This is a genomic window from Streptomyces sp. NPDC102462 (genome assembly GCF_044765425.1).
Taxonomy (GTDB): Bacteria; Actinomycetota; Actinomycetes; order Streptomycetales; family Streptomycetaceae; genus Streptomyces.
On the sequence record NZ_JBIWKB010000024.1, the window covers coordinates 95,141 to 116,987 of the forward strand.

Below are 21,847 nucleotides of genomic sequence, written 5' to 3' on the forward strand. Positions count from 1 at the left end.
GATGTGCAGGCACCAGCAGTCACCACCTGGAGGACGATCGCCTTGCGCACGCCGTTCGGAGCCGCCGCCGCCCTGGCCGCGGCCGTCGCCCTGGCCACCGGATGCAGCTCCGGCGACGACTGGTCGCGTCCGCACCCGAGCCCGACCGCCGTCGGCACGCTCGGCGCGGGGTTCACCGATCCGTCCGCACCGCCCACTCCCGAGGCGACCATCACCCCGCGGCCCGGTTCCTGGAACGGCGTCCATCCGCCGAAGGGCTATCGCGTGGTCCTGCTGACCGCCGGGGACGACCGCCCGACCAGGACCCTGGTGGCGGCGGTCAGAGGCTGGGCCGAGGACGAACACGTCGACCTGCGCACGGTGGCCGTCGAGCACCCGGCCGACCTGTTGCCGAGCATCACCGAGTCACTGGAGATGGGCGCGGACCTCATCGTCAGCGCCGGGAACGAGCTGATCGACCCGCTTGCCACCGTGACCCCCCACCACCTCTCGCAGCAGTTCCTCGTCGTGGGCGCCGAACTGGCCGAACCCACCCACAACGTCACCGCGGTCGACTGGTCCGGCGCGTCCTTCAGGGGCGAGGGCCTGGGCATGTCATCGACGTACGACGCGGACTCCTTCACGGCCGCGCGCTGTGCCGCCGCGATCAGGGCGGGCGCGGCGGCCGTGTTGAGCGGGGTTACGGGGGTCGTGGTCTGGCTCAACACGTGAGCGCTGCGCTGGCTTTGGCGGGTGTGGGTGCGTTGCCGCTGGGTGCGTTGTGAAGTGTGCGGTGGTGGGGTGTGCGGCAGGGGTGCGTGCGGTTGTGGGGGTTGTGCGGGTGGGTGGGGGCTGGGCGCGCGGTTCCCCGCGCCCCTTCGGGGCGCTGTTGCGGCAGGGGGCCAGACAGCCTTCGGGGCGCTGTTGTGGCAGGGGGCCACGCGGTCTTCGGGGCGGTGATGTGGGCGGGGGGTGGTCGCGCAGGCTTTGGGGCGGTGATGTGGGCGGGGTGGTCACGCGGGCTTTGGGACCACTATGACCGTGGTTTCTGCGTGGGTCAGGGCGGTGCGTAGTTCGGGTGGGCACGGCTCGTCCGTGATGAGGGTGTCGAAGTCGCCGAGTCCGCACACGCGGTGCGCGGCGGTGCGGCCGAACTTGCTCGCGTCGGCCAGCACATAGCGGTGCGAGGCGCCCGCGAGCATGGCCCGCTTGGTGGCGACCTCGTCCAGGTGGAAGTCGGTGAGCCCGTAGGGTGCGAGGCCACCGGATCCCAGGAAGGCGGCGTCCACCCGCAGGTTGCCGAAGAACTCCACGGCCTGGGCGTTGGAGCAGGCGAGGTCGCCGGGGCGCAGCCGGCCCCCGCTGACCAGGACCTCGACCCGGGGGCGGGTGCTGACCTCCGCGGCCACCAGCAGGGAGGGGGTGGCGATGACCCCGGTGTGGTCGGCGGGCAGGGCGCGGGCCACTTCCAGCGCGGTGGTGCCGACGTCGATCACGACGATCTGGTTCGGCTCGATGAGCGCCGCCGCCGCCCGGCCGATGGCCTCCTTCTCCGCGGCCAGGGTCCCGCTGCGCTCGGTGAAGGACGCCTCCTCGCCGACGGGCGCCTGGGGGCTGGTCGCGCCGCCGTGCACCCGGGCGAGTTCCCCGCGCCGCTCCAGCAGCGCGAGGTCCCTGCGGACCGTTTCGTGTGAGACACCCAGCAGCGTGGTCAGGTCGTCGGTGGTGACGAACTTGAGCCGGGCGATCTCGGCGACGATTCTGCGGTGGCGCTCGGCGGCGAGCACGACCCACCTCCCTGGAGCTATGACCGTTTCTGTGGACCTGTGACTGCATTCTACGGGCCCGGCCGCCAGCCCCCGCGTCCGCATCTCCGTGGACACTTCCACGTCATTGCGGTTACGCGGGGTTCCAACCCTTGACGTCGGACGGGCAAAGGTCCACACTTCCAGTACCTCGCGGTCAATAACCCACAGGAACGGTCATCATCGGTCGATGTCGCGCCGGCCGGGGGAGGCGACCGCCACGGCCACGGCCGCGCGCACCGTCGCGGCCCGCCGCACCCACAGCAGACAGGCCCCAGCAGACCCCGCACAAGGGGCCCGCCCGCAGACCGACGCTGTTCGGTTCGCCACGTCCACTGGCTCTCGCATCCACCGCGGGGCACTCTTGAGCAGGGAAACGAGTCATGGCACACACAGACACAGGTCCCACGGGACCGGGAACAGACGGCCCCGGCGGCGGTCCGCCCCAGCAGCACATGGCACGAGAGCTCGGCTGGTACGCCTCCTTCTCGGTGGCCTTCGGCTTCGTGTCCATCGCCACCGGCATCTTCACCACCTACGGCTCGGTGCTCGCCACCTCCGGCCCGCGGGGCATCTGGGCCTGGCCGATCTCCGTGATCGGCCAGCTGTCCATCGCCCTCGTCTTCGGCGCCCTCGCGGCCCGCATCCCGATCAGCGGCTACTCCTACCAGTGGGTGTCCCGCATCGTGGGCCCGGTGTGGGGCTGGATCATGGGCTGGATCTCGTTCGCCTTCCTGGGCGTGGTCCTGGTCGCCGTGGACTACACGATCGCCTCCACCATCCTGCCGGAGCTGTTCCGCTACGTCGGCACCACACAGAACGCCTGGGTCATCACGGCCGGTGTGGTCCTGCTCCAGGCCGTCCTGGTCGCCGCCTCCACGCGCACCACCCACCGGGTCAACAACACCGCCGTGACCGTGCAACTCATCGGCATGATCGCCCTGACGGTGCTGCTGTTCGCCGTGGGCGCCTTCACCGGCAAGCTGGACTTCGCCCACCTCTTCGACACCGGAACCGTCCCGGAGAGCGGCTACTACGCGCTGGGCGGCGGCACCCACGCCGGACCCTTCGCCCTCGCCTTCCTGCTGGGCGCCTTCACCATCGTCGGATTCGAGTCGGCCGCCAACCTCGCCGAGGAGACCAAGGACCCGGCCCGCGTCATCCCCAAGGCCATGGTCCAGGCCGTGCTCTCCCTGGGCGTACTGGGCTTCCTGTTCCTCGTCGCGGTCACCGCGGCGGCCGGCCGGATCGACGGGGTCGGATCGTCGGCGACCCCGGTGGCCACCGTGATCACCGCCGTACTCGGCTCGGTCGTCGGCAAGATCCTGCTGGTCCTCGTCGTCGTCTCGATCTTCTCCTGCGGCCTGGTGATCACCCTGAGCGGGACCCGCCTGGTGTACGCCATGTCACGCGACGAGCGCTTCCCCGGCTGGCAGCTGCTGAAGCGGGTCGACCGGCGCACGGCGACCCCGCTGAACGCCTCCGTGTTCATGATGCTGATCGCACAGATCATCCTCGCGGTCTTCTCCCACTCCACCGACGCGCTGTTCCAGCTGTTCTCCGCCGGCACCCTGCTGCCCGCCCTGATCTACGCCGGCACCGTCGCCATGTACGCGGCCAAGCGGCGCTCGCTGCCCGCCTCCCAGGGCTTCTCCCTGGGCCGCTGGGAGATCCCGGTCCTGGTCGTCGCCGCCGTCTGGCTGGTGTACGAGCTGCTGATCTTCCGCGACGCCTCCTTCCGCGCCCCCTGGACCTATGTACTGGTCCTCTTCGCGATCGGCGCCCTCTACTTCGCCGGTCTGCTCGTCCGGCGCGGACGCGACGGCCTGACCATGCCCGACATGGCCGACGTCGACCGGGCGCTCGACACCGCCGACACCGGACCGAAGCCCGCGCACACCACGGCCGGAGGCGACGCACGATGACCGCGATCCTCGCCATCGACCAGGGCACCTCGGGTACGAAGGCCATCGTCGTCGACGACGCGGACGGCACCGTCGCCATCGCCGAGGAGACCATCCGCCCCCGCTACCTGCCGGGCGGCGGCGTCGAACAGGACCCCGGGGAACTCCTCGACTCCGTCCTCGACGCCGGCCGCCGCGCGGTGCGGGAGGCCGGCCGGCCCATCGACGGGGTCGCCCTCGCCAACCAGGGCGAGACGGTCCTCGCCTGGGACCCGGCCACCGGAGCGCCCCTGACCCAGGCGATCGTGTGGCAGGACCGGCGCGCCGAAGGCATCTGCGCCGAACTCGCCGACCACGCCACGGACATCGCCCGGCGCACCGGCCTCGTCCTCGACCCGTACTTCTCCGCACCCAAGATGGCCTGGCTGCGCCGCAACCTCACCCGCGAGGGCGTGGTGACCACCACCGACACCTGGCTGGTGCACCGGCTCACCGGGGAGTTCGTCACCGACGCCACCACCGCCAGCCGCTCGCTCCTGCTCGACCTGGACACCGCCGCCTGGGACCCACGGCTCGCCGACCTGTTCGGGCTCGGCGCGGAGCGGCTGCCACGCATCGCCGCCTGCGACGAGATCGTCGGCACCACCGGTGCCTTCGGCCCCGAGGTGCCGGTCGCCGGACTGATCGTCGACCAGCAGGCCGCCCTGGTCGCGGAGGGCTGCCTGGAGCCGGGCACCGCCAAGTGCACCTACGGCACCGGCGCGTTCCTGCTCGCCAACACCGGCCTGAACCCGGTGCGTTCCAGCGCGGGCCTGACCACGTCGGTGGCCTGGCAGGCGGCCGGACAGACCCCGTACTGCGTGGACGGACAGGTCTACACCGTCGCCTCCGCGGTGCGCTGGCTGCAGGACCTCGGCCTGGTCGACGCGGCCACCGACCTGGACTCGCTGGTCGCGGCCGACACCGACGGCGTCCTGTGCGTGCCCGCCTTCGCCGGTCTCGCCGCCCCCTGGTGGGCGCCGCAGGCCACCGCGTCCTTCACCGGCATGACCCTGGCCACCCGCCGCGAACACCTCGTCCTCGCCGTGCTCCAGGGGATCGCCGCCCAGGTCGCCGCGCTGGGCGCGCTGGTCGCGGACGACCTGGGCCGGCCCCTGACCCGGCTGCGCGCGGACGGCGGACTGACCAACTCGGCCGCCCTGATGCAGGCCCAGGCCGACATCGCCCAGATGCCCGTCGACATCTACCCCCACGCGCACGCCACCCCACTGGGCGCCGCGGCCCTCGCCCGCTGCGCCCTCGACCCCGCGCTCACCCTCAAGGAGGCCGTCGGCGACTGGCGGCCGACCACCGTCTACGAACCCCGCTGGTCCGCCGACCGGGCCGAGGAGTTCCGTACCACATGGGCGCAGGCCGCGACGGCCGGCGCCGCCAAGGGAGACCACTCATGACCGCCACCCCCCACCGTCCCCACGACGGCGTCTTCGACGTCGCGGTGATCGGCGGAGGAATCGTCGGCGCGGCGATCGCACGCGAACTGTCCGGCTGCGACGTCTCCGTCGCACTGCTCGAAGCCCGCGACGACGTGGGCGACGGAACCAGCAAGGCCAACACCGCGATCCTGCACACCGGTTTCGACGCGAAACCCGGCACACTCGAATCCCGGCTGGTGGCCCGCGGCTACCACCTGCTCAGCGCCTACGCCAAGGCCACCGGCATCCCCGTCGAACACACCGGCGCCGTCCTGGTGGCCTGGAACGACGAGGAACTGGCCGCGCTGCCCGCGCTGAAGGAGAAGGCCGAGGCCAACGGCTACGAGCACTGCCGCATCGTCGACGCCGACGAGGTCTACCGCGCCCTTCCCGACCTCGGCGAGGGCGTGCTCGGCGGACTGACCGTCCCCGACGAATCCATCATCTGCACCTGGACCACCAACCTCGCCCTGGCCACCGACGCCCGGCAGCGCGGCACCACCATCCTGCTCGACCACGCCGTGACCGGTGTCGACCAGGACGACCGGACGACCGTCCTGCACACCGCGGCCGGCGACGTGCAGGCCCGCTGGGTCGTCAACGCCGCCGGACTCGGCGCCGACCACATCGACCGGCTCTTCGGCCACGACCGCTTCACCGTCACACCCCGCCGCGGCGAACTGTTCGTCTTCGACAAGCTCACCCGGCCCATGGTCGACAAGATCGTCCTGCCGGTGCCCACCTCCCGCGGCAAGGGCGTCCTGATCTCCCCGACCATCTACGGCAACGTCATGCTCGGCCCCACCGCCGAAGACCGCACCGACCGCACCGACACCGCCACCTCCGAAGACGGCTTCGACTTCCTGCTCAGCAAGGGCGAACGCCTCATGCCACGGCTGCTGGCCGAGGAGGTCACCGCGAGCTACGCCGGCCTGCGCGCCGCGATCGACCACCCCGACTACCTCATCGAGGCCACACCCGAACAGCGCTACCTCCTCGTCGGCGGCATCCGCTCCACCGGCCTGACCGCCGGCATCGCCATCGCCGAACACGCCCGCACCCTCCTCGAAACGGCCGGGCTGACCCTGCGCACCCGCGGCGACCTGCCCGACCCGCCGCGGATGCCGAACATCGGCGAGGCATCCCCACGCCCCTACCAGGACGCCGACCTCATCGCCCGCGACCCCGCCTACGGCACCATCGTCTGCTTCTGCGAACGGGTCACCGAAGGCGAGATCCGCGACGCCTGCCACGCCACCCTGCCCGCCCGCAGCCTGGAGGGACTGCGCCGGCGCACCCGCGCCATGAACGGCCGCTGCCAGGGCTTCTTCTGCGGCGCGGCCGTCGCCGCGCTGCACGCACAGCACCACACCCACGACGGCCGCGCCGGCCAGCACAAGGACCCCCGATGACCGAGCCGCACCTGATCACACCCGACGTCCTCGTCATCGGCGGCGGACCCGCCGGACTGACCGCCGCCACCGCGCTCGCCGACCTGGCCGCCGGCCACGTCCTCGTCGTCGACCGGGAACCGGCCGCCGGCGGCATCCCCCGGCACAGCGACCACACCGGCTACGGGCTGCGCGACCTGCGCCGCGTGATGACCGGTCCCGCCTACGCCCGCCACCTCGTCCGGCAGGCGACCCGGGCCGGCGCGGAGATCCGCACCCGCACCATGGTCACCGGCTGGGCCGACGACCACACCGTGGACGTCACCAGCCCCGACGGCCGCTACCGGATCCGCCCGCGGTCCGTCGTGCTGGCCACCGGCGCCCGCGAGCGCCCGCGCACCGCCCGGCGGGTCCCCGGCGACCGCCCGCACGGCGTCTACACCACCGGCCAGCTGCAGAACCTCGTCCACCTCCACCACCAGCCCGTCGGCGAACGGGCCGTCATCGTCGGCGGCGAACTCGTCAGCTGGTCCGCGGCCGTCACCCTGCGCGAAGCGGGCTGCACCCCCGCCCTGATGATCAGCCAGTACCCGAAGGCCGAGTCCTACGCCGCCTTCAACGCGGCCGGCCGCAGCCTGCTGCGGGTCCCCGTCGCCACCCGCAGCCGCGTCACCCGCATCATCGGCAAGGGCCGCTGCGAGGCCGTCGAACTGGAACACCTCGACACCGGCAGGCGGCGCACCGTCGCCTGCGACACCGTCGTCTTCACCGGTGACTGGATCCCCGACCACGAACTCGCCCGCACCGCCGGCATCGCCCTCGACGAGGGCACCCTCGGCCCGCTCACCGACACCGCGCTGCGCACCAGCCGCCCCGGCGTGTTCGCCGCCGGCAACGTGCTGCATCCCGTCGACACCGCCGATGTCGCAGCCCTCGACGGCCGGCACGTCGCCGAGCAGGTCATAGGCCATCTGAACGGCCGCCCCCGTCCGGCCGACGGGGTCCGGCTGGTCGCCGACGCCCCGTTCCGCTGGGTCGCGCCCCAGATCCTCAGGCCCGGCGATCCGGCGCCCGCGCGGGGCCGGCTGCTGCTGTGGACCGACGAACTCGTCCGCTTCCCGCGGGTGACCGTCCGCCAGGACGGGCGGGTCCTCGCCCGCCGCACCCTCACCTGGCCGGCCGCGCCCGGCCGGGTCTTCCGCGTGCCCTACGGGGTGCTCAGCGGTGTGTCTGCTGCTGGGGGGCCGGTTCGTATCGGGCTGGGGTAGACGGTCTGCGGGGTTTGGTCGGCGGGGGTGTGATGTGGGTGCGGGTGGTTTGTGGCTGGGCGCGCAGTTCCCCGCGCCCCTTCGGGGGCTGGTGTGGTGGGGTGGGATTTGGGGGTGGGGGGTGTTGTGGGTGGGTGGGTGCGGGTTGTTTGTGGCTGAGCGCGCAGTTCCCCGCGCCCCTTCCGGGGCTGTTGTTGTGGGCGGGGTTTGTCAGTGCGTCGTGGCGTTGGTGTAGCGGTGGGCCAGGAGGGTGAAGGCGTCGCGTAGTTCGGGTGGTCCGATGACCTGAATGTCCGCGTCGAATCTGCCGATGGCGGTGGCCAGTCCCACCCATGACCAGGCGCCCAGCAGGAGCCGGCAGCGGTGGGGGCCCAGTTCCTCGACGATGCCGTCGCGGCTGTAGGCGGACACCACGGACGCGGGCAGGTCCAGGATCACCTCGCCGCGGCACGGCCAGCCGCCGGAACCGTCAAAGCCCTGGAACCGGCCGGCGACGAACGCGGCCACATCCCCGCCGGGAACCTCCCGCGGGGTGAAGCGGGGCCCGGTGGGCGTGCGCGGTGCCATCCGGTCGACACGGAACGTGCGCCAGTCGTCCCGGTCCAGGTCCCAGGCGACCAGATACCAGCGGGCACCCCAGGTCACCAGGTGGTGCGGCTCCGCCCGACGCGGCGGCGCCACCGCCCGCCCTGTGCCGTCGGCTCCCGGCGCGAAGACCGGGGAGTAGTCGAAGCGCAGCACTTCGCGGTCCCGGACGGCGGCGCTGAGCGCCACCAGCACCTGCGGATCGACCTGCGGATGCGGCCGGGCGCCCGCACGCTCCACGGCGGTGACCTCCAGGGCGTCGACGCGGTGGCGCAACCGGGCCGGCATGACCTGCCGGACGGTGTTGAGCGCCCGCGCCGCGGCCTCCTCGATCCCGGCGCCGGTCGCGGCGGCGGTCCGCAGCGCGACCGCAAGGGCGACGGCCTGGTCGTCGTCGAACAGCAGCGGCGGCAGCCGGCTGCCCGCCCCGAGCCGGTAGCCACCGTCCGGCCCCTTGGCGGCCACGATCGGGTAGCCCAGCTCCCGCAGCCGGTCGATGTCCCGGCGCACGGTGCGCGGACTGACCTCCAGCCGCTCGGCCAGCAGCTGCCCAGGCCAGTCCCGGCGGGCCTGGAGCAGCGAGAGCAGCGACAGCAACCGCGCCGAGGTCTTCTGCATGCCACCCATTGTGCCCAAAGAACCGGCCACAACCTGTCCGCTTCCGCCCCGCGGGCCCGCATGGCGGGCGTGGCGCTTTGTGCGTGCCGGGCTGTCCAACGGTGCAAGATCTCCTTACGGTGGATGCCCGACGGGCCCGTTGCGGCGCCGCACGATGAAGGGGGAGTGGTGGAAGCCGAGTTGGCGGCGCTCGCGGCATCGGGGGCGACGACCCTGGTAGGGCTGATGGTGTCGGAGTCGTGGGAGCAGGCGAAGACGCGGCTGGCCCGGCTCCTGGGCCGACGCGGCGCGACCGACTCCGCCGAAGCGGAACTGCGGCGGACCGAGCAGGCGCTGGCGACGGCGCGCTCCGCCCACGACGACGAGGCCGAGGACCGGCTGCGCGGCGACTGGCAGGCCCGCATCCTCGACATCCTGACCACCGATCCCGACCGCGGCGAGGAACTGCTGCGGCTGCTGGCGGAGCTGGCGCCGCCCGGCACCGTGATCGGCCCGCTCTTCGCCGGCACCCATCACGGCCCCGCCTTCCAGGGCTCCGCCATCTACGGCGGCGTCACCTTCCACGTCCAGGAGCCCGCCGGAAACGGCGGACGGGTCAAACCCGATCAAGTGCCCGCGGTGACCGCCCGGTTCATCAACCGTACGGCCGAACTCGCCCGTCTCGACGAGGCGTTGGGCGTCCTGGGGGACGGACCGCGGCAGCCCGTGGCGCTCGGCGTGGTGCACGGCCTGTCCGGCATCGGGAAGTCCGCGCTGGCCCGCTGGTGGGCGCACAAGGAACACGCACGCTTCCCCGACGGCCAGCTCTACGTGGACTTCGCACCGCTGAAGGGCGAGGCGACGGCTTCCGGCACGCCGGGCGGGGATGTCTCCGAGGCCATGGCCATGGTGCTGCGCGGACTGCACGTCACCGACGAGTTCATGCCCGCGTCGCTGGCGGAACGTACCAACCTGCTGCGCTCCCGCTCCGCGGGACAACGCCTGCTCGTGGTCCTTGACGGAGTCGACCAGCCGGCGCAGGTCCGTCCGTTCATCCCCAAGGGGCCCGGCAGCGCGGTGCTGGTTACCAGCCACCGTCGCCTGGGCGAACTCGCCCTGGACGGCGCCCGGATGATCGACGTGCGGCCGCTCGACACTCACGGCGGGCTGGCGCTCCTGGCGGACCTGTGCGGCCGGCCCGCCGTCGACGACGACCCGGAGGCCGCCGCGCGCCTGGTCCAGCTGTGTTCCGGCCTGCCGGTGGCCCTGCGGATCGTCGCCGCCCGCCTGTTGGGCGACGACGGCACGACCATCGGCTCGCTGGCTGCGGAACTGGACGACGAGACCGGCCGGCTCGCCGGGCTGTCCCTGGAGGGGGAGGAGCTTTCCATGTCCGCGGCACTCGGGCCGTCGTACCGCTTGCTGGCACCCGACGCGGCGCGGCTGTACCGGCTGCTTGGCCTGCTGCCCGCCGGTCCCGTCGACGCCGCCGTCGCCGCGGCCGCCGCCGGCACCGATCTGGCGGGCGCCCAGCGGCTGGTGCGCGTGCTCGCCGCCGCCCACCTGGTGGAGACCACGCCCGACGGCCGCCACCGGATGCCTGACCTGGTCCGCCTGCACGCCCGGGAGCAGGCCGCACAGCAGGAGACCCCCGCCGAGCACACCGCGGTGATGCGACGGGTGGCCACCCACTACCTGGCCGTGACCGCGTTCGCCGACCGGGCCGTGAAACGCGACCGGCTGCGCATCGCATCGCTGTCGCCGCTGCTGGAGCAGGCCGTCGACCCGTTCACCGCGCCCGGCGGACCCGATCCCCTGGAGTGGCTGGACGCCGAGCGCACCATGATCCTCGCGGTGCTGCGGGAGGCCGCCCGGCACCGGCTGCACGATCTCGTGTGGCCGCTGGCCGAGGCGTTCACCGTGCTGTTCCTGCACCGCCGCTACCTGGGCGCCTGGAAGGAATCACTGGAACTCGGCGTCGCCGCGGCCACCGCGGCCGGGGCCTGTGCCACCACGGCGGCGCAGGTGGAGCAGGCCGCGGCCGCCGAGGCACGGCTGCGCAGCCTGCTGTCCCGGCCGCTGATGGACCTCGGCGAGTACGCCGCTGCGCACACCGAACTGGAAGCCGCCGTCGCCCGTGCCGAGGTGACCGGCAACCTCGTGCTCCGGGCCTCGGTCCAGGAGTTCCTCGGCCGGTATCTGGACGTGGCCGAACCGGACCGGGCGGTCGAGGCGTACCGGCGCTCCCTGGACCTCAACATCCGCGCCGCGGAACCCCGCGGCGCCGCCATCGCGGCCTACTTCCTGGGCTGCGCGCAGGACACCCGAGGCGACCATGTCCAGGCCCTGGCGACCCTGCTCAAGGCGCGCGAGGACCTGCTGTCGGGCAGCGAACCCGATCCCCGGATGGCCGCCCGGGTGACGGCCGCCATCGGTACGGTCCGCGCCCACCTGGGTGACACCGAAGCGGCCGTCGCCGCCCTGAGCGAGGCGGCCGACGAACTGCGCCGACAGCGGGCAGGCCACTACGAGGCCCAGGCCCTCGGCCGGCTCGCCGACCTCGTCCAGCCGCTGGGACGCACCACCGAAGTACGCCGGTGGCTCACCCGCGCCCTCGCCATTCACACCGCGAACGGCAGCCCCGAGGCGGACGAACTGCGGCGCAGGCTGAACGCCCTCGACGCCGAGAGCTGAGCCGACCGAGGACGGCGGGCCGAGGGGACCGGAACCGCGACGGCGCGGGCGGTGCGGGAGGCATCAAGGCGCGGGCATCGGTACCGGGCCGACACGGGTGATAGGCGAGGCACCAAGGGCGCGGGGACCCATACCGGGTCGGTGTGGGCGGTGCGGGACGCACCGAGGGCGCGGGGACTGGTGCCGGGTCGGTGTGGGCGGTGCGGGAGGCACCGGGGCGTGGGGACCGATACCGGGTCGGCGCGGGTGGTGCGGGAGGCACCGGGGTGGCAGCGGTCCGTGGTTCACCCGGGGCGGACGGGGCGCAGCCGCAGTGCGACGTCCTCCTCCCGCCCCCGGTCGCCGACGCGCATCGTCACCACCGTGCCGTCCACGTCCACGCCGGCGCGCAGACAGGTGTAGACGACCGCGGCGGGCAGCCCGGCGTCCAGAGGCGGGCCCGTCACCACGGCCTCCACCATCCGGCCGTCCCGCAGCCCGACCAGGGCACCGCCCCCGCGCACGGGCACCGCGGCCAGCAGGCTTCCCGGCAGCCGCGCCAGGGTCTCCCCGATCCAGCGCACCGCCTGGACGGCGCGGTCGGCGGGGCGCCGCCGCACCACCACCGAGGCGCTTTCCGCGAGCCGCCCGTCACGCTCGTCGTCCGCACACGCCAGATGCGTGAAGCGGGTCGGCGTCTCGGCGGGCTCCGGCCGGGTGTCCACCGCCGCCGGAAAGCGGCGTACCCCGACCACCGGCTCCCCGTCGTCGGCCGTCAGCGCGGTGGTCACCAGCCAGGAGGTGACCTCGGCGCCCGGACGATCGGCCACCGGCACGGACCGCACCGACGGAGCGTCCGCGTCGGGTTCGGTGAGCCGCAGCAGCTGATAGAGGACCCTGCGCAACCGGGCAAGGGCCTGCCCGCGCGCGGCGAAGGCCCGCTGTGTCACCTCGGCGTAGCTGAGCGACGAGTGGGAGCGCAGCGCGTCCTCGATCTGGCCGCGCAGATCGCCCGCCGTATCGAGGCGGGGCGCGCGGGCCGCGAGATCCGCGGCGGCGGTCCCCGCCACCGAGTCCCGGCCGAAGGCGCCGAGCAGCACCGGCAGGCCCGCCGCGGCCCCGTACAGGGTGACAGAACCGTGGTCGCCGATCACCAGGTCGGCCGCGACCAGGGCGGACCGCCACGCATGCACCGGGGGCACCAGCATCAGCCCGGCGGGCAGGGCGTCGCCGAGTACGGTGCGCAGTTGCCAGGCGCCGTGCGCGGCCCACACATTGGGGTGCACCACCGCCGCGACGCGGTACTCGTCCCAGGGCAACTGGGCGAGAAGCTGGGCGGGCAGCCGGGGCTGCCCGCCCAGCAGCGAGGTGGGCCCCCATGTCGACGTGACCAGCACCAGGCGGTGCTGTGCCGTGAGCCCCATGGCCGCCCGGTACACCGCGCGCCGCGACCGGCTGACCACCAACTCGTCCAGGCACGGATCACCCACGAGCACCGTTCGCCCGGCCGTCTTGGGATGCGCCGCGAGCAACTGCTGCTCCTGGTCCGGATGCGAGACGGCCAGCCAGGCGCGACCCGCCTCCAGCAGGGCGTCGGGCACGACGCCGGACAGCCGCTCCCCGGTGCTGCGGGAGTCCGGCACGTGTTTCTGGAAGCCCACGCCGTGCGGCAGCACCAGCACCGGGCAATCGCCCTCCGGCACGGCGATGTTCTCGCTCGCCGTGATGATGAGGTCCGGTGAGATCTCCGTCAGCTGCTCCCAGGGCATGACCCGGCACCCGGCCTCGTGGAGCAGCGTGAGGACCCCGGCGTTGAAGGCGGAGGTGGGGTCGTAGGCGAACACCACGGCCACCCGCTCGTCGCCGTTCAGTACGGCGGGCAGCGCCTCCAGGACCCGTACCGTCGACGTGACGGTGCGCGCGGCGACCACCAGGGTCCGCTCGCTGTGGAAGGTGCTCCACCGGGAGGCGTCGTGCCCCACCGGCACCCGCAGGGGCGAACTACCGAACACGGCGGTCACCCCGGGCGGCCAGGCCGGCGGGCGCGCCCGGCCCGCGGCGCGCGGCCCGCAGCGGTGCTGGCTCAGCGCATCTCAACGTGCGTGGCAATCCTTCCCCTGGCAGGCAGGCGACCGGAACACGGACAGGACAGGTACAGATACAGGGACACGGTAACCAATGACCCGGAGGGCGCCCGGGCGGGCGGGGTCACTCGGCCGGGGCGGTGTGGTGTCGTCGTTCGCGGTAGGCGCGGGTCTTGACCCGGTTGCCGCAGGCGGCCATGGAACACCATCGGCCGGCGCCCCCACGGGAGGTGTCGTGGAAGGCCCAGCGGCAGTCGGGGGCGGCACACAGCCGGACGCGGTGCCACCGGCCGTCGGCCACCGCGAGGGCGACCGTCGCCGCGAGCCGGCCGAGGGCCGGATGAGGGCCGTCGGTGGCCGGGCCGAGGCCGAGCGTGCCGTCCGCGGCGAGGGTGAGCCGCAGCGGGAAACCGGCGAGAACCGCGTCGATGTCCGAGCCGCCGGAGCCGGCCGGACCCTCGTGGGGCGTCAGGGCCGCACGGAGGGCGGCGCGCAGTGCGAGGGCCGCGGCCAGATCGCGCTCGGCCAGCCGGGTCCGTGGGCCGGCGAGCGCATGCTCCGCCAGCCAGGCGGAGAGCGCGCCCGGCGAGTCCAGCGCCTCACCGCCGCCGTGCGCCACGCCGTGCCGGCTGAACGACCGCTCGTCGCGCGTGTTCAGGAACCCGACCACGACGCCGAGGTCGGGAAGGTCTGCTGTCGGCCCGTTCACGACACCACTGTAATCCAAAGCCGGTGTTGCGAGCGAGCGACACCGTTGTTAGCGTTCACTGGTGTTTCACTGCTGGGGTGGACCGATGTTGCCGGGCGAAAGGTGAGGGCGGCGCTGCGATGGAGACGATGAAACCCCACCCGTTCACCGTGCGGGTGGAAGAGGAGTCGCTGGCGGACCTGAGGCGCCGGCTGGCGACGACCCGTTGGCCCACGCCGATCCCGGCGCCGGGCTGGTCGGCCGGCGCCGAGCCGACGACCATCGGACGGCTCGCCGCGCACTGGGCGGACGGGTTCGACTGGCGCGCGCAGGAGGCGGCGATCAACCGCCTGCCCCACTTCACCGTGCCGATCGGCGGCACCCAGGTCCACTTCCTGCATGTCCGCGGTGAGGGCGACGACCCGTTCCCGATCGTGCTGACCCACGGCTGGCCCAGCACGTTCCTCGAACTGACGCAACTGGCCGACCGGCTGGCGCATCCGAGCCGCTACGGCGGCGACCCCGCCGACTCGTTCGACGTCGTGGTGCCCTCACTGCCGGGCTTCGCCTTCTCCGCACAGCGGACGGACGGCGCGCAGACACACGACCTGTGGCACACGTTGATGCGGGACGTGCTCGGATACCGGCGGTTCGGCGCGCACGGCGGTGACCTCGGCGCCGGTGTGACGACCCGGCTGGCCCGGGCCTACCCGCGATCGCTCACCGGAATCCACGTGCTCGCCGCGGCCGGACCGCCCGACGTGCCCGAGGAGGACCAGACGCCCGAGGAGCGGCGCTATCTCGCCGAGGTCGCACGCTGGGAGCGGGACGAGGGCGGCTACCAGCACCAGCAGTCCACACGGCCGATGACACTCGCCTACGGGCTGGCCGACTCACCGGTCGGGCTGCTGGCGTGGATCGCGGAGAAGTACCGCGCGTGGAGCGACAGCGGCGGCGACCTCTCCACCCGCTTCACCGACGACGAGGTGCTCACCCAGGTGAGCCTGTACTGGCACACCGGCACCATCGCCACGTCGCTGCGCCCGTACTTCGAGTACCGGTATGCGTGGCAGCGCGTCGAGGTGCCGACCGCGATCGCCGTGTTCCCGCACGATCTCAGCCGGCCGCCGCGCTCCTGGGTGGAGCGCGGCTACCACCTGGTCCGCTACACCCGGATGCCACGCGGCGGCCACTTCGCCGCCCACGAGGAACCCGCGCTCCTCGCCGAGGACATCACCGAGTTCTTCCGTGAGGCGGGACGGCGCTGAGCAGGCACGGGTGAGCCGGGTGCGTCCGTCTCGGCCCGGCCGTCGCTCCAGCGGTGCGCCGTGCCGTCGGCCGTGCCCCCGGCGGCCCCGGCCGCGGTCGGCAGACGGGGCGTCCAGCATCCGCCGACCGGGCCGGCGGGCCGCCGCGGCACCCGTGGCATCCGGCGCGGCAACCGCCGGATCGGACGGGAGTTCCCCGGGTGAATCCGTGCCGCGCGCGGCCTGTCGGGGAGTCCGGTGCTGACACTCTGCTGCGGGAGCCGGGCGGCTCGCGGGGCAGGGTGCCGCGCACCGCGCGGGGGAGAACGGCGGCACGGGGGGCTGGGGGGTCGGCATGACGGTTCGGCAGACCATGGGCGGTTCCGCCCCCTCATCCGACCCCGCTCCGCAGCGCGCGGACGGCGACGGCCGGCGGCGCACGCCACGGCATGTCGCCTGTGTGATGGACGGGAACGGCCGCTGGGCGGCGCAGCGTTCCCTGCCCCGTACGGCGGGCCACCGCGCCGCCGAGACCACGGTGATCGACGTCATCGAGGCGGCGCGGTCGGCAGGCGTCGAATGGCTCAGCCTGTACGCGTTCTCCACCGAGAACTGGCGCCGGCCGAGCACGGAAGTCGACTTCCTCATGCGGACGGTGCGTCGCGTGGTGCGCAAACACGCCGCGCTGCTGCACGCGCGCGGGATCCGCTGCCGGTTCCTCGGCGTCGCGGACCCACGCATCCCCACCGCCCTGGCCCGGGACTTCGCCGATCTGACGACACTCACCGGCAACAACCGGCGTATGACGCTGACCGTCGCGTTCGACCACGGCGGGCGCAGGGACATCGTGGAAGCGGCACGGTCGCTGATCCGCAGCGGAGTGCCGGCCGACGCCGTGACCGAGCAGCACTTCGCCGCCCATCTGCCCTTCCCCGACACACCCGACGTGGACCTCGTCATCCGGACCTCCGGGGAACAGCGCATCTCCAACTTCATGCTCTGGCAGGTCGCCTACGCCGAGTGGATCTTCCCGCCGGTGCTCTGGCCCGACTTCCGCGCCCCGCACTTCCTGGAGTGCCTGCACACCTATCAGCAACGCGACCGCCGCTTCGGCGGTGTGATGCCGACTTCGAACGGAGAGCCCCGATCGTGACCGACACCGATTCCGGCCACCCCGAGCGCGCCGACACCGACACCGGCACGGGCTCCGACGGCGATCCACGACGGCCCGCCGACGAGCCGGTCACCGGGCCTCGGTTCGGCCCCGGCTCGCAGTTCCACGACATGCGCGACGACCCGCGCTGGGCACTGGCCATGATCCGGGCGACCGTACTGGAGGCCGCCCACCCGCAGATCGGCGCGGCCCTGATCGACAATTCGACGTTCGTGGCCCACCCTTGGCGACGGCTGCGCAACACCCTGGTGAGCCTGAACCGCATGTTCGGCGCCGACGATCACACCCGGCACCGGGAGGCCGCGCGGCTCAATCGATTGCACGCACGGCTGAGCGGCACCGACGCACAGCACCGGCCGTACGACGCGCTGGACCCCGGGGTGCGCGCCTGGGTGGTGGCGACCCTGTTCGACAGCGCCGTCACCATGTGCCGGCTGAGCGGACAGCCCCTCGAACAGAGGGCCATGGAGCGGCTGTACGCCGAATTCCAGGCGTTCCTCGCCACCTTGGGCGACAAGGCCGGTCATCTGCCGCCCACCCTCCACGAGTTCTGGCCGTACTTCGACCGCGTGGTCGAGGAGGAACTGGAGAACACGGAGGCGATGCGCATCATCCTCTACAAGCTCTTCGACCATCTGCCGGCGCCGCCCCTGCTGAACGGTCTGCCCACGCTGTGGGCGGCGGGCCGCACCCTCGCGGGGCCCGTCGTCGGAGCGATCACCGTGGCCTCCCTCCCGGAACCCTTCCGCCGGCGCGCCGGGCTGCCCGAGATCCCCGGTGCCCGGACCCTGATGCAGGGCGCCTACCTGGCCGCCGGCCTGGCCCGCTTCCTGCCCGGCGGCTGGATCAGGGCCGAGGGCATCGCCGACCTGCTGTCGCTGTCGCCCGGCAGCGACGACCCACGGGCGAGGACGATCACCGCGCTGCACGACCGGGTCAGGCGGGCCGGGGCCCTGATCCGGCTCGTCAGCCCGCTGACCACGCCGCCGCCGGACCCCGCGGGGGAGGAAGACGTCCAGCGTGGTGCCGAGGAGTTCTTCCGGACCGTGCTGGACCAGACCGGCGACGGCTGTCTGGACTGGCCCGACCTCGCCGCCATGGCCCGGGAACTGGCCGGCCGTCTCGACCTGGACGAGCCCGAGGAGACCAGGCTCTACAACGCCTACGCCGAGTGGTGGCGGGAACTCCAGTCGGCCCTCGACGCGGACGACGACGGACGCGTCAGCGCGCGGGAGTACGCCGTGGCCGTCCCCTCCCTGGCCGGACCCGCGCTGATCAGGGTCGCCGAGGTCCTCTTCGACGTCACCGACAAGGACGGCGACGGGCGCATCGACGCCGACGAGTACCGCGCCCTGTTCCGTACCGCGTTCCGCCGTGACACGGACGGCGGCGAGGGAACGTACGGCCGGGTCGCGTTCGTCAAGGACTTCCTGTCGTTCATGTCGGGCCGCCGGCGCTCGACACCGTACGACCCCCTGCTCGCCGACGCCTGATCCCCTCCTCGGCGCGCGCCAACGCCCGTCATGACGGCGGCGTGGGCATGCCCTTGGACGACGCGGGGCGCTGAGCGGGGCCCGGGGTGCTCCGAGCGAGAGCGCCGGTGGCGGTCAGGCCGGTCGTGGGGAGGTCTCCAGGCCGGCGGCGAGGGTGAGCAGGTCGAGGTCGGAGCCCGGAGCGCCGACCAGACACAGCCCGACCGGCAGGCCGTCGGCGGACCGCAGCAGGGGCAGCGACACCGCGGGCGCACCCGCCAGCCCGGCGAGACAGGTCATCCGGAGGGTCGCCGCCCGTGCGGTCTCGAACTGCTGCCCGGTCGCGGCCCGTGACGGCGCCGGGCCGGGGGCGGTGGGGAGGGCGAGCACGGCGCCGGACAGCAACTCGGTGAGCCGTCCGGCCGCCTCGGCCGTCACGGCCAGGGCGCGCGCCGCCTCGTCCTCGCTCACCCGGGACGCCTGGGCGAACCGGCCGGCCACGTCGGGTCCCAGCGCGTCCGGGTGTGCGGTCAGCCAGCAGCCGTGGGCCTGCCACGCCTCCCACGCCTGGACCGTGCGGAACGCCTCGACCCAGCGTTCGAGCTGGGCGTGCGGCAGGTCGACGCCGTGCACCGGAGGAAGCAGGCCCGCGGCGGCCGCCCGCTCGACGACGGCGGAGAACGCCTCCACCACCTCGGGCGCCGCCATGGCCTCCACGGTCGGCAGCCGCAGGGTGCGGTCGGCCGGCCGACCGGTCCCGTCGGGGCCGCCCAGCAGCACACGGGCGATCGCGGTGGAGGCGGCCACGTCCTCGGTCAGCCAGCCGATGGCGTCGAAGGACCGGGCGAGCGGCAGCACGCCGTCCCTGTCGATCGAACCGTGTGTGCTGCGCAGCCCCACAAGGCCCTGGTAGGAGGCGGGGATCCGGATCGATCCTGCGGTGTCGGTGCCGAGCCCCACGGCGGCCTGGCCCAGCGCCACCGCGGCGGCGGGACCGCCGGTCGAACCGCCGCTGACACGATCGGGAGCGGCCGGGTTCGGCGGCGTCCCGTAGTGCGCGTTGGCCCCCGTCAGGCTGTAGGCGAACTCGTCCGTTCGGGCGATGCCGACGATGTGCGCGCCCGCGTCGAGCAGTTCCGCCAGCGCGGGTGCCGTCTCCGTCTGCGGCCGCTGCTCGGCGAGCCAGGCCGCGACCCCGGCCCCGATCGGCTGTCCGGCGACCGCGAACAGGTCCTTGACCGCGATGCCGACGCCGTCGAGGGGGCCCGGGGCCCGGGCGGCCACCAGCGGATCGCCGACGGCCCGCCAGACCGTCCGGTCGAAGGGAGCGGAGTCGGCCGCCGCCTCGCCGGAGGAGTGCGGTGTCGTGCTGGGCGAGGCCGAAGCCTTGCCGGCGGAGGGTGGCGTCTCGGTGGAGGAGGGTGGCGTCTCGGCGGGGGAGTGTGGCGTCGCGGTGGGGGAGTGCGGTGCCGTGGTGGGGGAGTGTGGTGCCGTGGCGCAGGACGGTGCCGCCGGCAGGGTGACCTGCCAGGCGACCAGCCACCGGCCCGCCGTGCCGCGCTGCCACACCTGCGTCTGCGACCCGTCGGCCTCCCCGTCCCGGGTCCGCGCCGTCACCAGGGCGGCGTCCGCGCCGAGCGGACGTACCTGCACCTCGACGACCCGCCGCGTGGGCACCCGGCCGTGGGCCGCACGCAGCGGGCCGAGCGCCGCGTGCCCGGAGAGCGGCCCGCTGCCGTCCGCGCTCAGGGTGTGCGGGCCGGGCGGGAACAACGCGTCGAGCGTGGCCCGGTCGGCGGCGAGCAGCGCCCGGTCGTAGCGCCAGAACTCCTCAAGCAGGCCGGGCGGTGTGCCCGCCGGGGCGATCACCGCGCAGTCCTGGTGGTCCGTGGTCACCATGGTCGTCCTTCCACGAGGCCGAACTCGGACAGTCTGATCCGAGCGTGCACGCCCTTCACCTCTCCGACGACCCGAAGGACGCCGGCTCCAGTCGCCGCGCTGAGAACGACGCGGGCACGGTCGGGGCGCCCGGCAGGACCGGAACCGTCCGCCCGCTACGCCGGTTCGCCGCTGTCGCCGCCCGCGGCAGATGCCGGCGCATCGCCGGACGAGTGCCGCCGCGGACCGCCTGCCCGCCGGGCCGCGTCCATGATCTGCTCCACGGCCCGTGCCTTCAGCGCCGAGTACGCGAGCAGGCTCGGCGCCCGGTCGGCCGCTTCCCGTTTGGCCTCGGCGTACCGGTCGGCAGCGGCGGGGTGCGACGACAGATAGTCGCGGAACAGCAGGTTGTCCGTCCACAGCCGACCGCCGCGCGCGACCACGTGGACATTGGCGAGCCGCCCCGACCGCCGGCGCAGATACTCCCGCCCCGGCACCCCGGCCTGTCCCAGATGCTCAAAGCCCAGCGCCTCGATGCGGGAAACGGCGAGCCGGGTCTCGCCGCCGGGGCAGCCGACCTGGACGTCGATGATCGGTTTGGCGTCGAGACCCGGAACGGCGGTGGAACCGATGTGGGCCACATCCACCGGCAGCCCGCGCAGAGCCGTCGAGACGGCCCGGACGAGATCGCGGCCCGCTCCCGCCCAGGCCGGATCGTGGGCCACTACATGCACCTGCTCGTCCACGTCAGCCATGTCGGCACGCTCATCCACGTCAGCCATCCCATCACGCCGGCCGGGACGGGCGGCTGCGCGGTTCAGGTCAGGAGGTTTCCGAGGCGCTTCGCCGCCTCCACCACCGTCCGGCCCAGGTCGTCGATCCCCTCCGGTTCGAAGACCGAGACGCCGATGCTGGTGGTGGCCTCGCCCCGGTGGCTGGGTACGGCGGCGGACACCCCGATGACGGCCGGAATGACCTCCCCCATGGTGACCGCGTAGCCCTTCGCGCGCGCTTCGGTGACCTCGGGGCGTTCGCCGTCCCGGTACGGGCCGCCGGCCAGCAGGGCGAGGCCGCCCGAGCCCTGCTGGATCGAGTGGGTCTGGCCGGGGCGGAACGACACGTGCGCCAGGGCGCCCCGCGGTTCGACCACCATCAGCGCCCGCATGTCCTGAGTGCCTTCGCGTACCAGCAGGTGGGCGGTGGCGCGGGTGGCCTCGGCGAGTTCGTCGAGGACGGGGCGCGCGAGGGCCCTGAGGTCCTGCTCGACGGGTTCGGCCAGGGTGACCAGACCCGTGCCCAGGACGATCCGGCGTTGCCCGTCCCTGCGGCACAGTTGGTGTGCCTCCAGGGTCCGCACCAGCCGGTGGGCGACGGTGCGGTGCACGCCGATCCGCTCGGCGACGTCCGTGATGGTCAGACCCCGTGGATGCTCCGACAGCAGCCGGAGGATCAACAGTCCGTGGTGGAGGGTCTTCGACATGCCCGAGTCGACGACGATCTCGGGCGGCGCCCAGGTCTGCGCTGTGGGGTTCACGAATCCATCCCTTGACGAGTTTCAGCCACGTGCCTACGCTCACACTATTCGCACTGCTCGTGCGATTATCGCACACAGTCAGTGGTCAGACAACCT

At 73.5% G+C, this 21,847-nt stretch carries 16 protein-coding genes; 9 read left to right on the forward strand and 7 right to left on the reverse strand.

The annotated features are described in order from the left end of the window. Positions 1–42: 42 nt before the first annotated feature. Positions 43–711: a hypothetical protein gene (locus ACIRFL_RS21735; RefSeq protein WP_404030665.1), complete on the forward strand. Its 669-nt coding sequence runs from the start codon at positions 43–45 to the stop codon at positions 709–711. A gap of 281 nt (positions 712–992) precedes the next feature. Here ACIRFL_RS21735 and ACIRFL_RS21740 read toward each other — a convergent pair whose 3' ends face one another. Continuing rightward, positions 993–1,766, reverse strand: a complete 774-nt coding sequence (locus ACIRFL_RS21740) for a DeoR/GlpR family DNA-binding transcription regulator (RefSeq protein WP_404030667.1) — start codon at positions 1,764–1,766, stop codon at positions 993–995. A 473-nt stretch (positions 1,767–2,239) separates the two neighbouring features. Here ACIRFL_RS21740 and ACIRFL_RS21745 point away from each other — a divergent pair, with 473 nt between their 5' ends. From ACIRFL_RS21745 to ACIRFL_RS21760, 4 genes are read left to right on the forward strand one after another with little or no spacing between them, the layout of a single operon-like run. Then, positions 2,240–3,709 carry an APC family permease gene (locus tag ACIRFL_RS21745; RefSeq protein ID WP_404030670.1) on the forward strand — a complete coding sequence of 490 codons (1,470 nt, stop codon included), beginning with the start codon at positions 2,240–2,242 and terminating at the stop codon, positions 3,707–3,709. Next, on the forward strand, positions 3,706–5,139 hold the full coding sequence (locus ACIRFL_RS21750) for an FGGY family carbohydrate kinase (RefSeq protein ID WP_404030673.1): 1,434 nt from the start codon (positions 3,706–3,708) through the stop codon (positions 5,137–5,139). The genes ACIRFL_RS21745 and ACIRFL_RS21750 overlap by 4 nt, the downstream gene beginning before the upstream one ends. Next, positions 5,136–6,572, forward strand: coding sequence for an NAD(P)/FAD-dependent oxidoreductase (locus tag ACIRFL_RS21755; RefSeq protein ID WP_404030677.1), 1,437 nt, complete (start codon positions 5,136–5,138; stop codon positions 6,570–6,572). The genes ACIRFL_RS21750 and ACIRFL_RS21755 overlap by 4 nt, the downstream gene beginning before the upstream one ends. Then, on the forward strand, positions 6,569–7,819 hold the full coding sequence (locus ACIRFL_RS21760; protein WP_404030680.1) for an NAD(P)/FAD-dependent oxidoreductase: 1,251 nt from the start codon (positions 6,569–6,571) through the stop codon (positions 7,817–7,819). Before ACIRFL_RS21755 ends, ACIRFL_RS21760 begins: the two co-directional genes overlap by 4 nt. A 210-nt stretch (positions 7,820–8,029) precedes the next feature. On the opposite strand, the gene ACIRFL_RS21765 is transcribed toward ACIRFL_RS21760, so the two are convergent. After that, the gene (locus ACIRFL_RS21765) at positions 8,030–9,022 is read right to left on the reverse strand and encodes a helix-turn-helix transcriptional regulator (protein WP_404030683.1); all 993 of its coding nucleotides are present in this window, start codon (positions 9,020–9,022) and stop codon (positions 8,030–8,032) included. 168 nt (positions 9,023–9,190) lie between these two features. On the opposite strand from ACIRFL_RS21765, the gene ACIRFL_RS21770 reads away from it, so the two are divergent. Further along, entirely contained in the window at positions 9,191–11,695 is a 2,505-nt protein-coding gene (locus tag ACIRFL_RS21770) for a hypothetical protein (protein ID WP_404030686.1), read from the forward strand. Between the two features lie 284 nt (positions 11,696–11,979). Here the strand turns inward: ACIRFL_RS21770 and ACIRFL_RS21775 are convergent, their stop codons facing one another. Beyond that, positions 11,980–13,686 (reverse strand): hypothetical protein, encoded by a 1,707-nt coding sequence (locus tag ACIRFL_RS21775; RefSeq protein ID WP_404030689.1) that lies wholly within the window; start codon positions 13,684–13,686, stop codon positions 11,980–11,982. A gap of 196 nt (positions 13,687–13,882) precedes the next feature. Continuing rightward, the gene (locus tag ACIRFL_RS21780) at positions 13,883–14,467 is read right to left on the reverse strand and encodes a CGNR zinc finger domain-containing protein (protein ID WP_404030692.1); all 585 of its coding nucleotides are present in this window, start codon (positions 14,465–14,467) and stop codon (positions 13,883–13,885) included. A 119-nt stretch (positions 14,468–14,586) separates the two neighbouring features. Here ACIRFL_RS21780 and ACIRFL_RS21785 point away from each other — a divergent pair, with 119 nt between their 5' ends. From ACIRFL_RS21785 to ACIRFL_RS21795, 3 genes are all read left to right on the forward strand, one after another. Continuing rightward, complete coding sequence (locus ACIRFL_RS21785; RefSeq protein WP_404030695.1) at positions 14,587–15,714, forward strand: epoxide hydrolase family protein; 1,128 nt, start codon at positions 14,587–14,589, stop codon at positions 15,712–15,714. Positions 15,715–16,066: 352 nt separating this feature from the next. Then, complete coding sequence (uppS, locus tag ACIRFL_RS21790; protein ID WP_404030739.1) at positions 16,067–16,846, forward strand: polyprenyl diphosphate synthase; 780 nt, start codon at positions 16,067–16,069, stop codon at positions 16,844–16,846. A gap of 131 nt (positions 16,847–16,977) precedes the next feature. Next, positions 16,978–18,360 (forward strand): oxygenase MpaB family protein, encoded by a 1,383-nt coding sequence (locus ACIRFL_RS21795; protein ID WP_404030742.1) that lies wholly within the window; start codon positions 16,978–16,980, stop codon positions 18,358–18,360. Positions 18,361–18,474: 114 nt separating this feature from the next. On the opposite strand, the gene ACIRFL_RS21800 is transcribed toward ACIRFL_RS21795, so the two are convergent. The 3 genes from ACIRFL_RS21800 to ACIRFL_RS21810 form a co-directional block, all read right to left on the reverse strand. Beyond that, entirely contained in the window at positions 18,475–20,238 is a 1,764-nt protein-coding gene (locus ACIRFL_RS21800; protein WP_404030697.1) for an amidase, read from the reverse strand. A 155-nt stretch (positions 20,239–20,393) separates the two neighbouring features. After that, on the reverse strand, positions 20,394–20,972 hold the full coding sequence (locus ACIRFL_RS21805; protein ID WP_404030700.1) for a GrpB family protein: 579 nt from the start codon (positions 20,970–20,972) through the stop codon (positions 20,394–20,396). 62 nt (positions 20,973–21,034) lie between these two features. Beyond that, on the reverse strand, positions 21,035–21,697 hold the full coding sequence (locus tag ACIRFL_RS21810) for an IclR family transcriptional regulator (protein ID WP_404030745.1): 663 nt from the start codon (positions 21,695–21,697) through the stop codon (positions 21,035–21,037). Between the last annotated feature and the right edge of the window lie 150 nt (positions 21,698–21,847).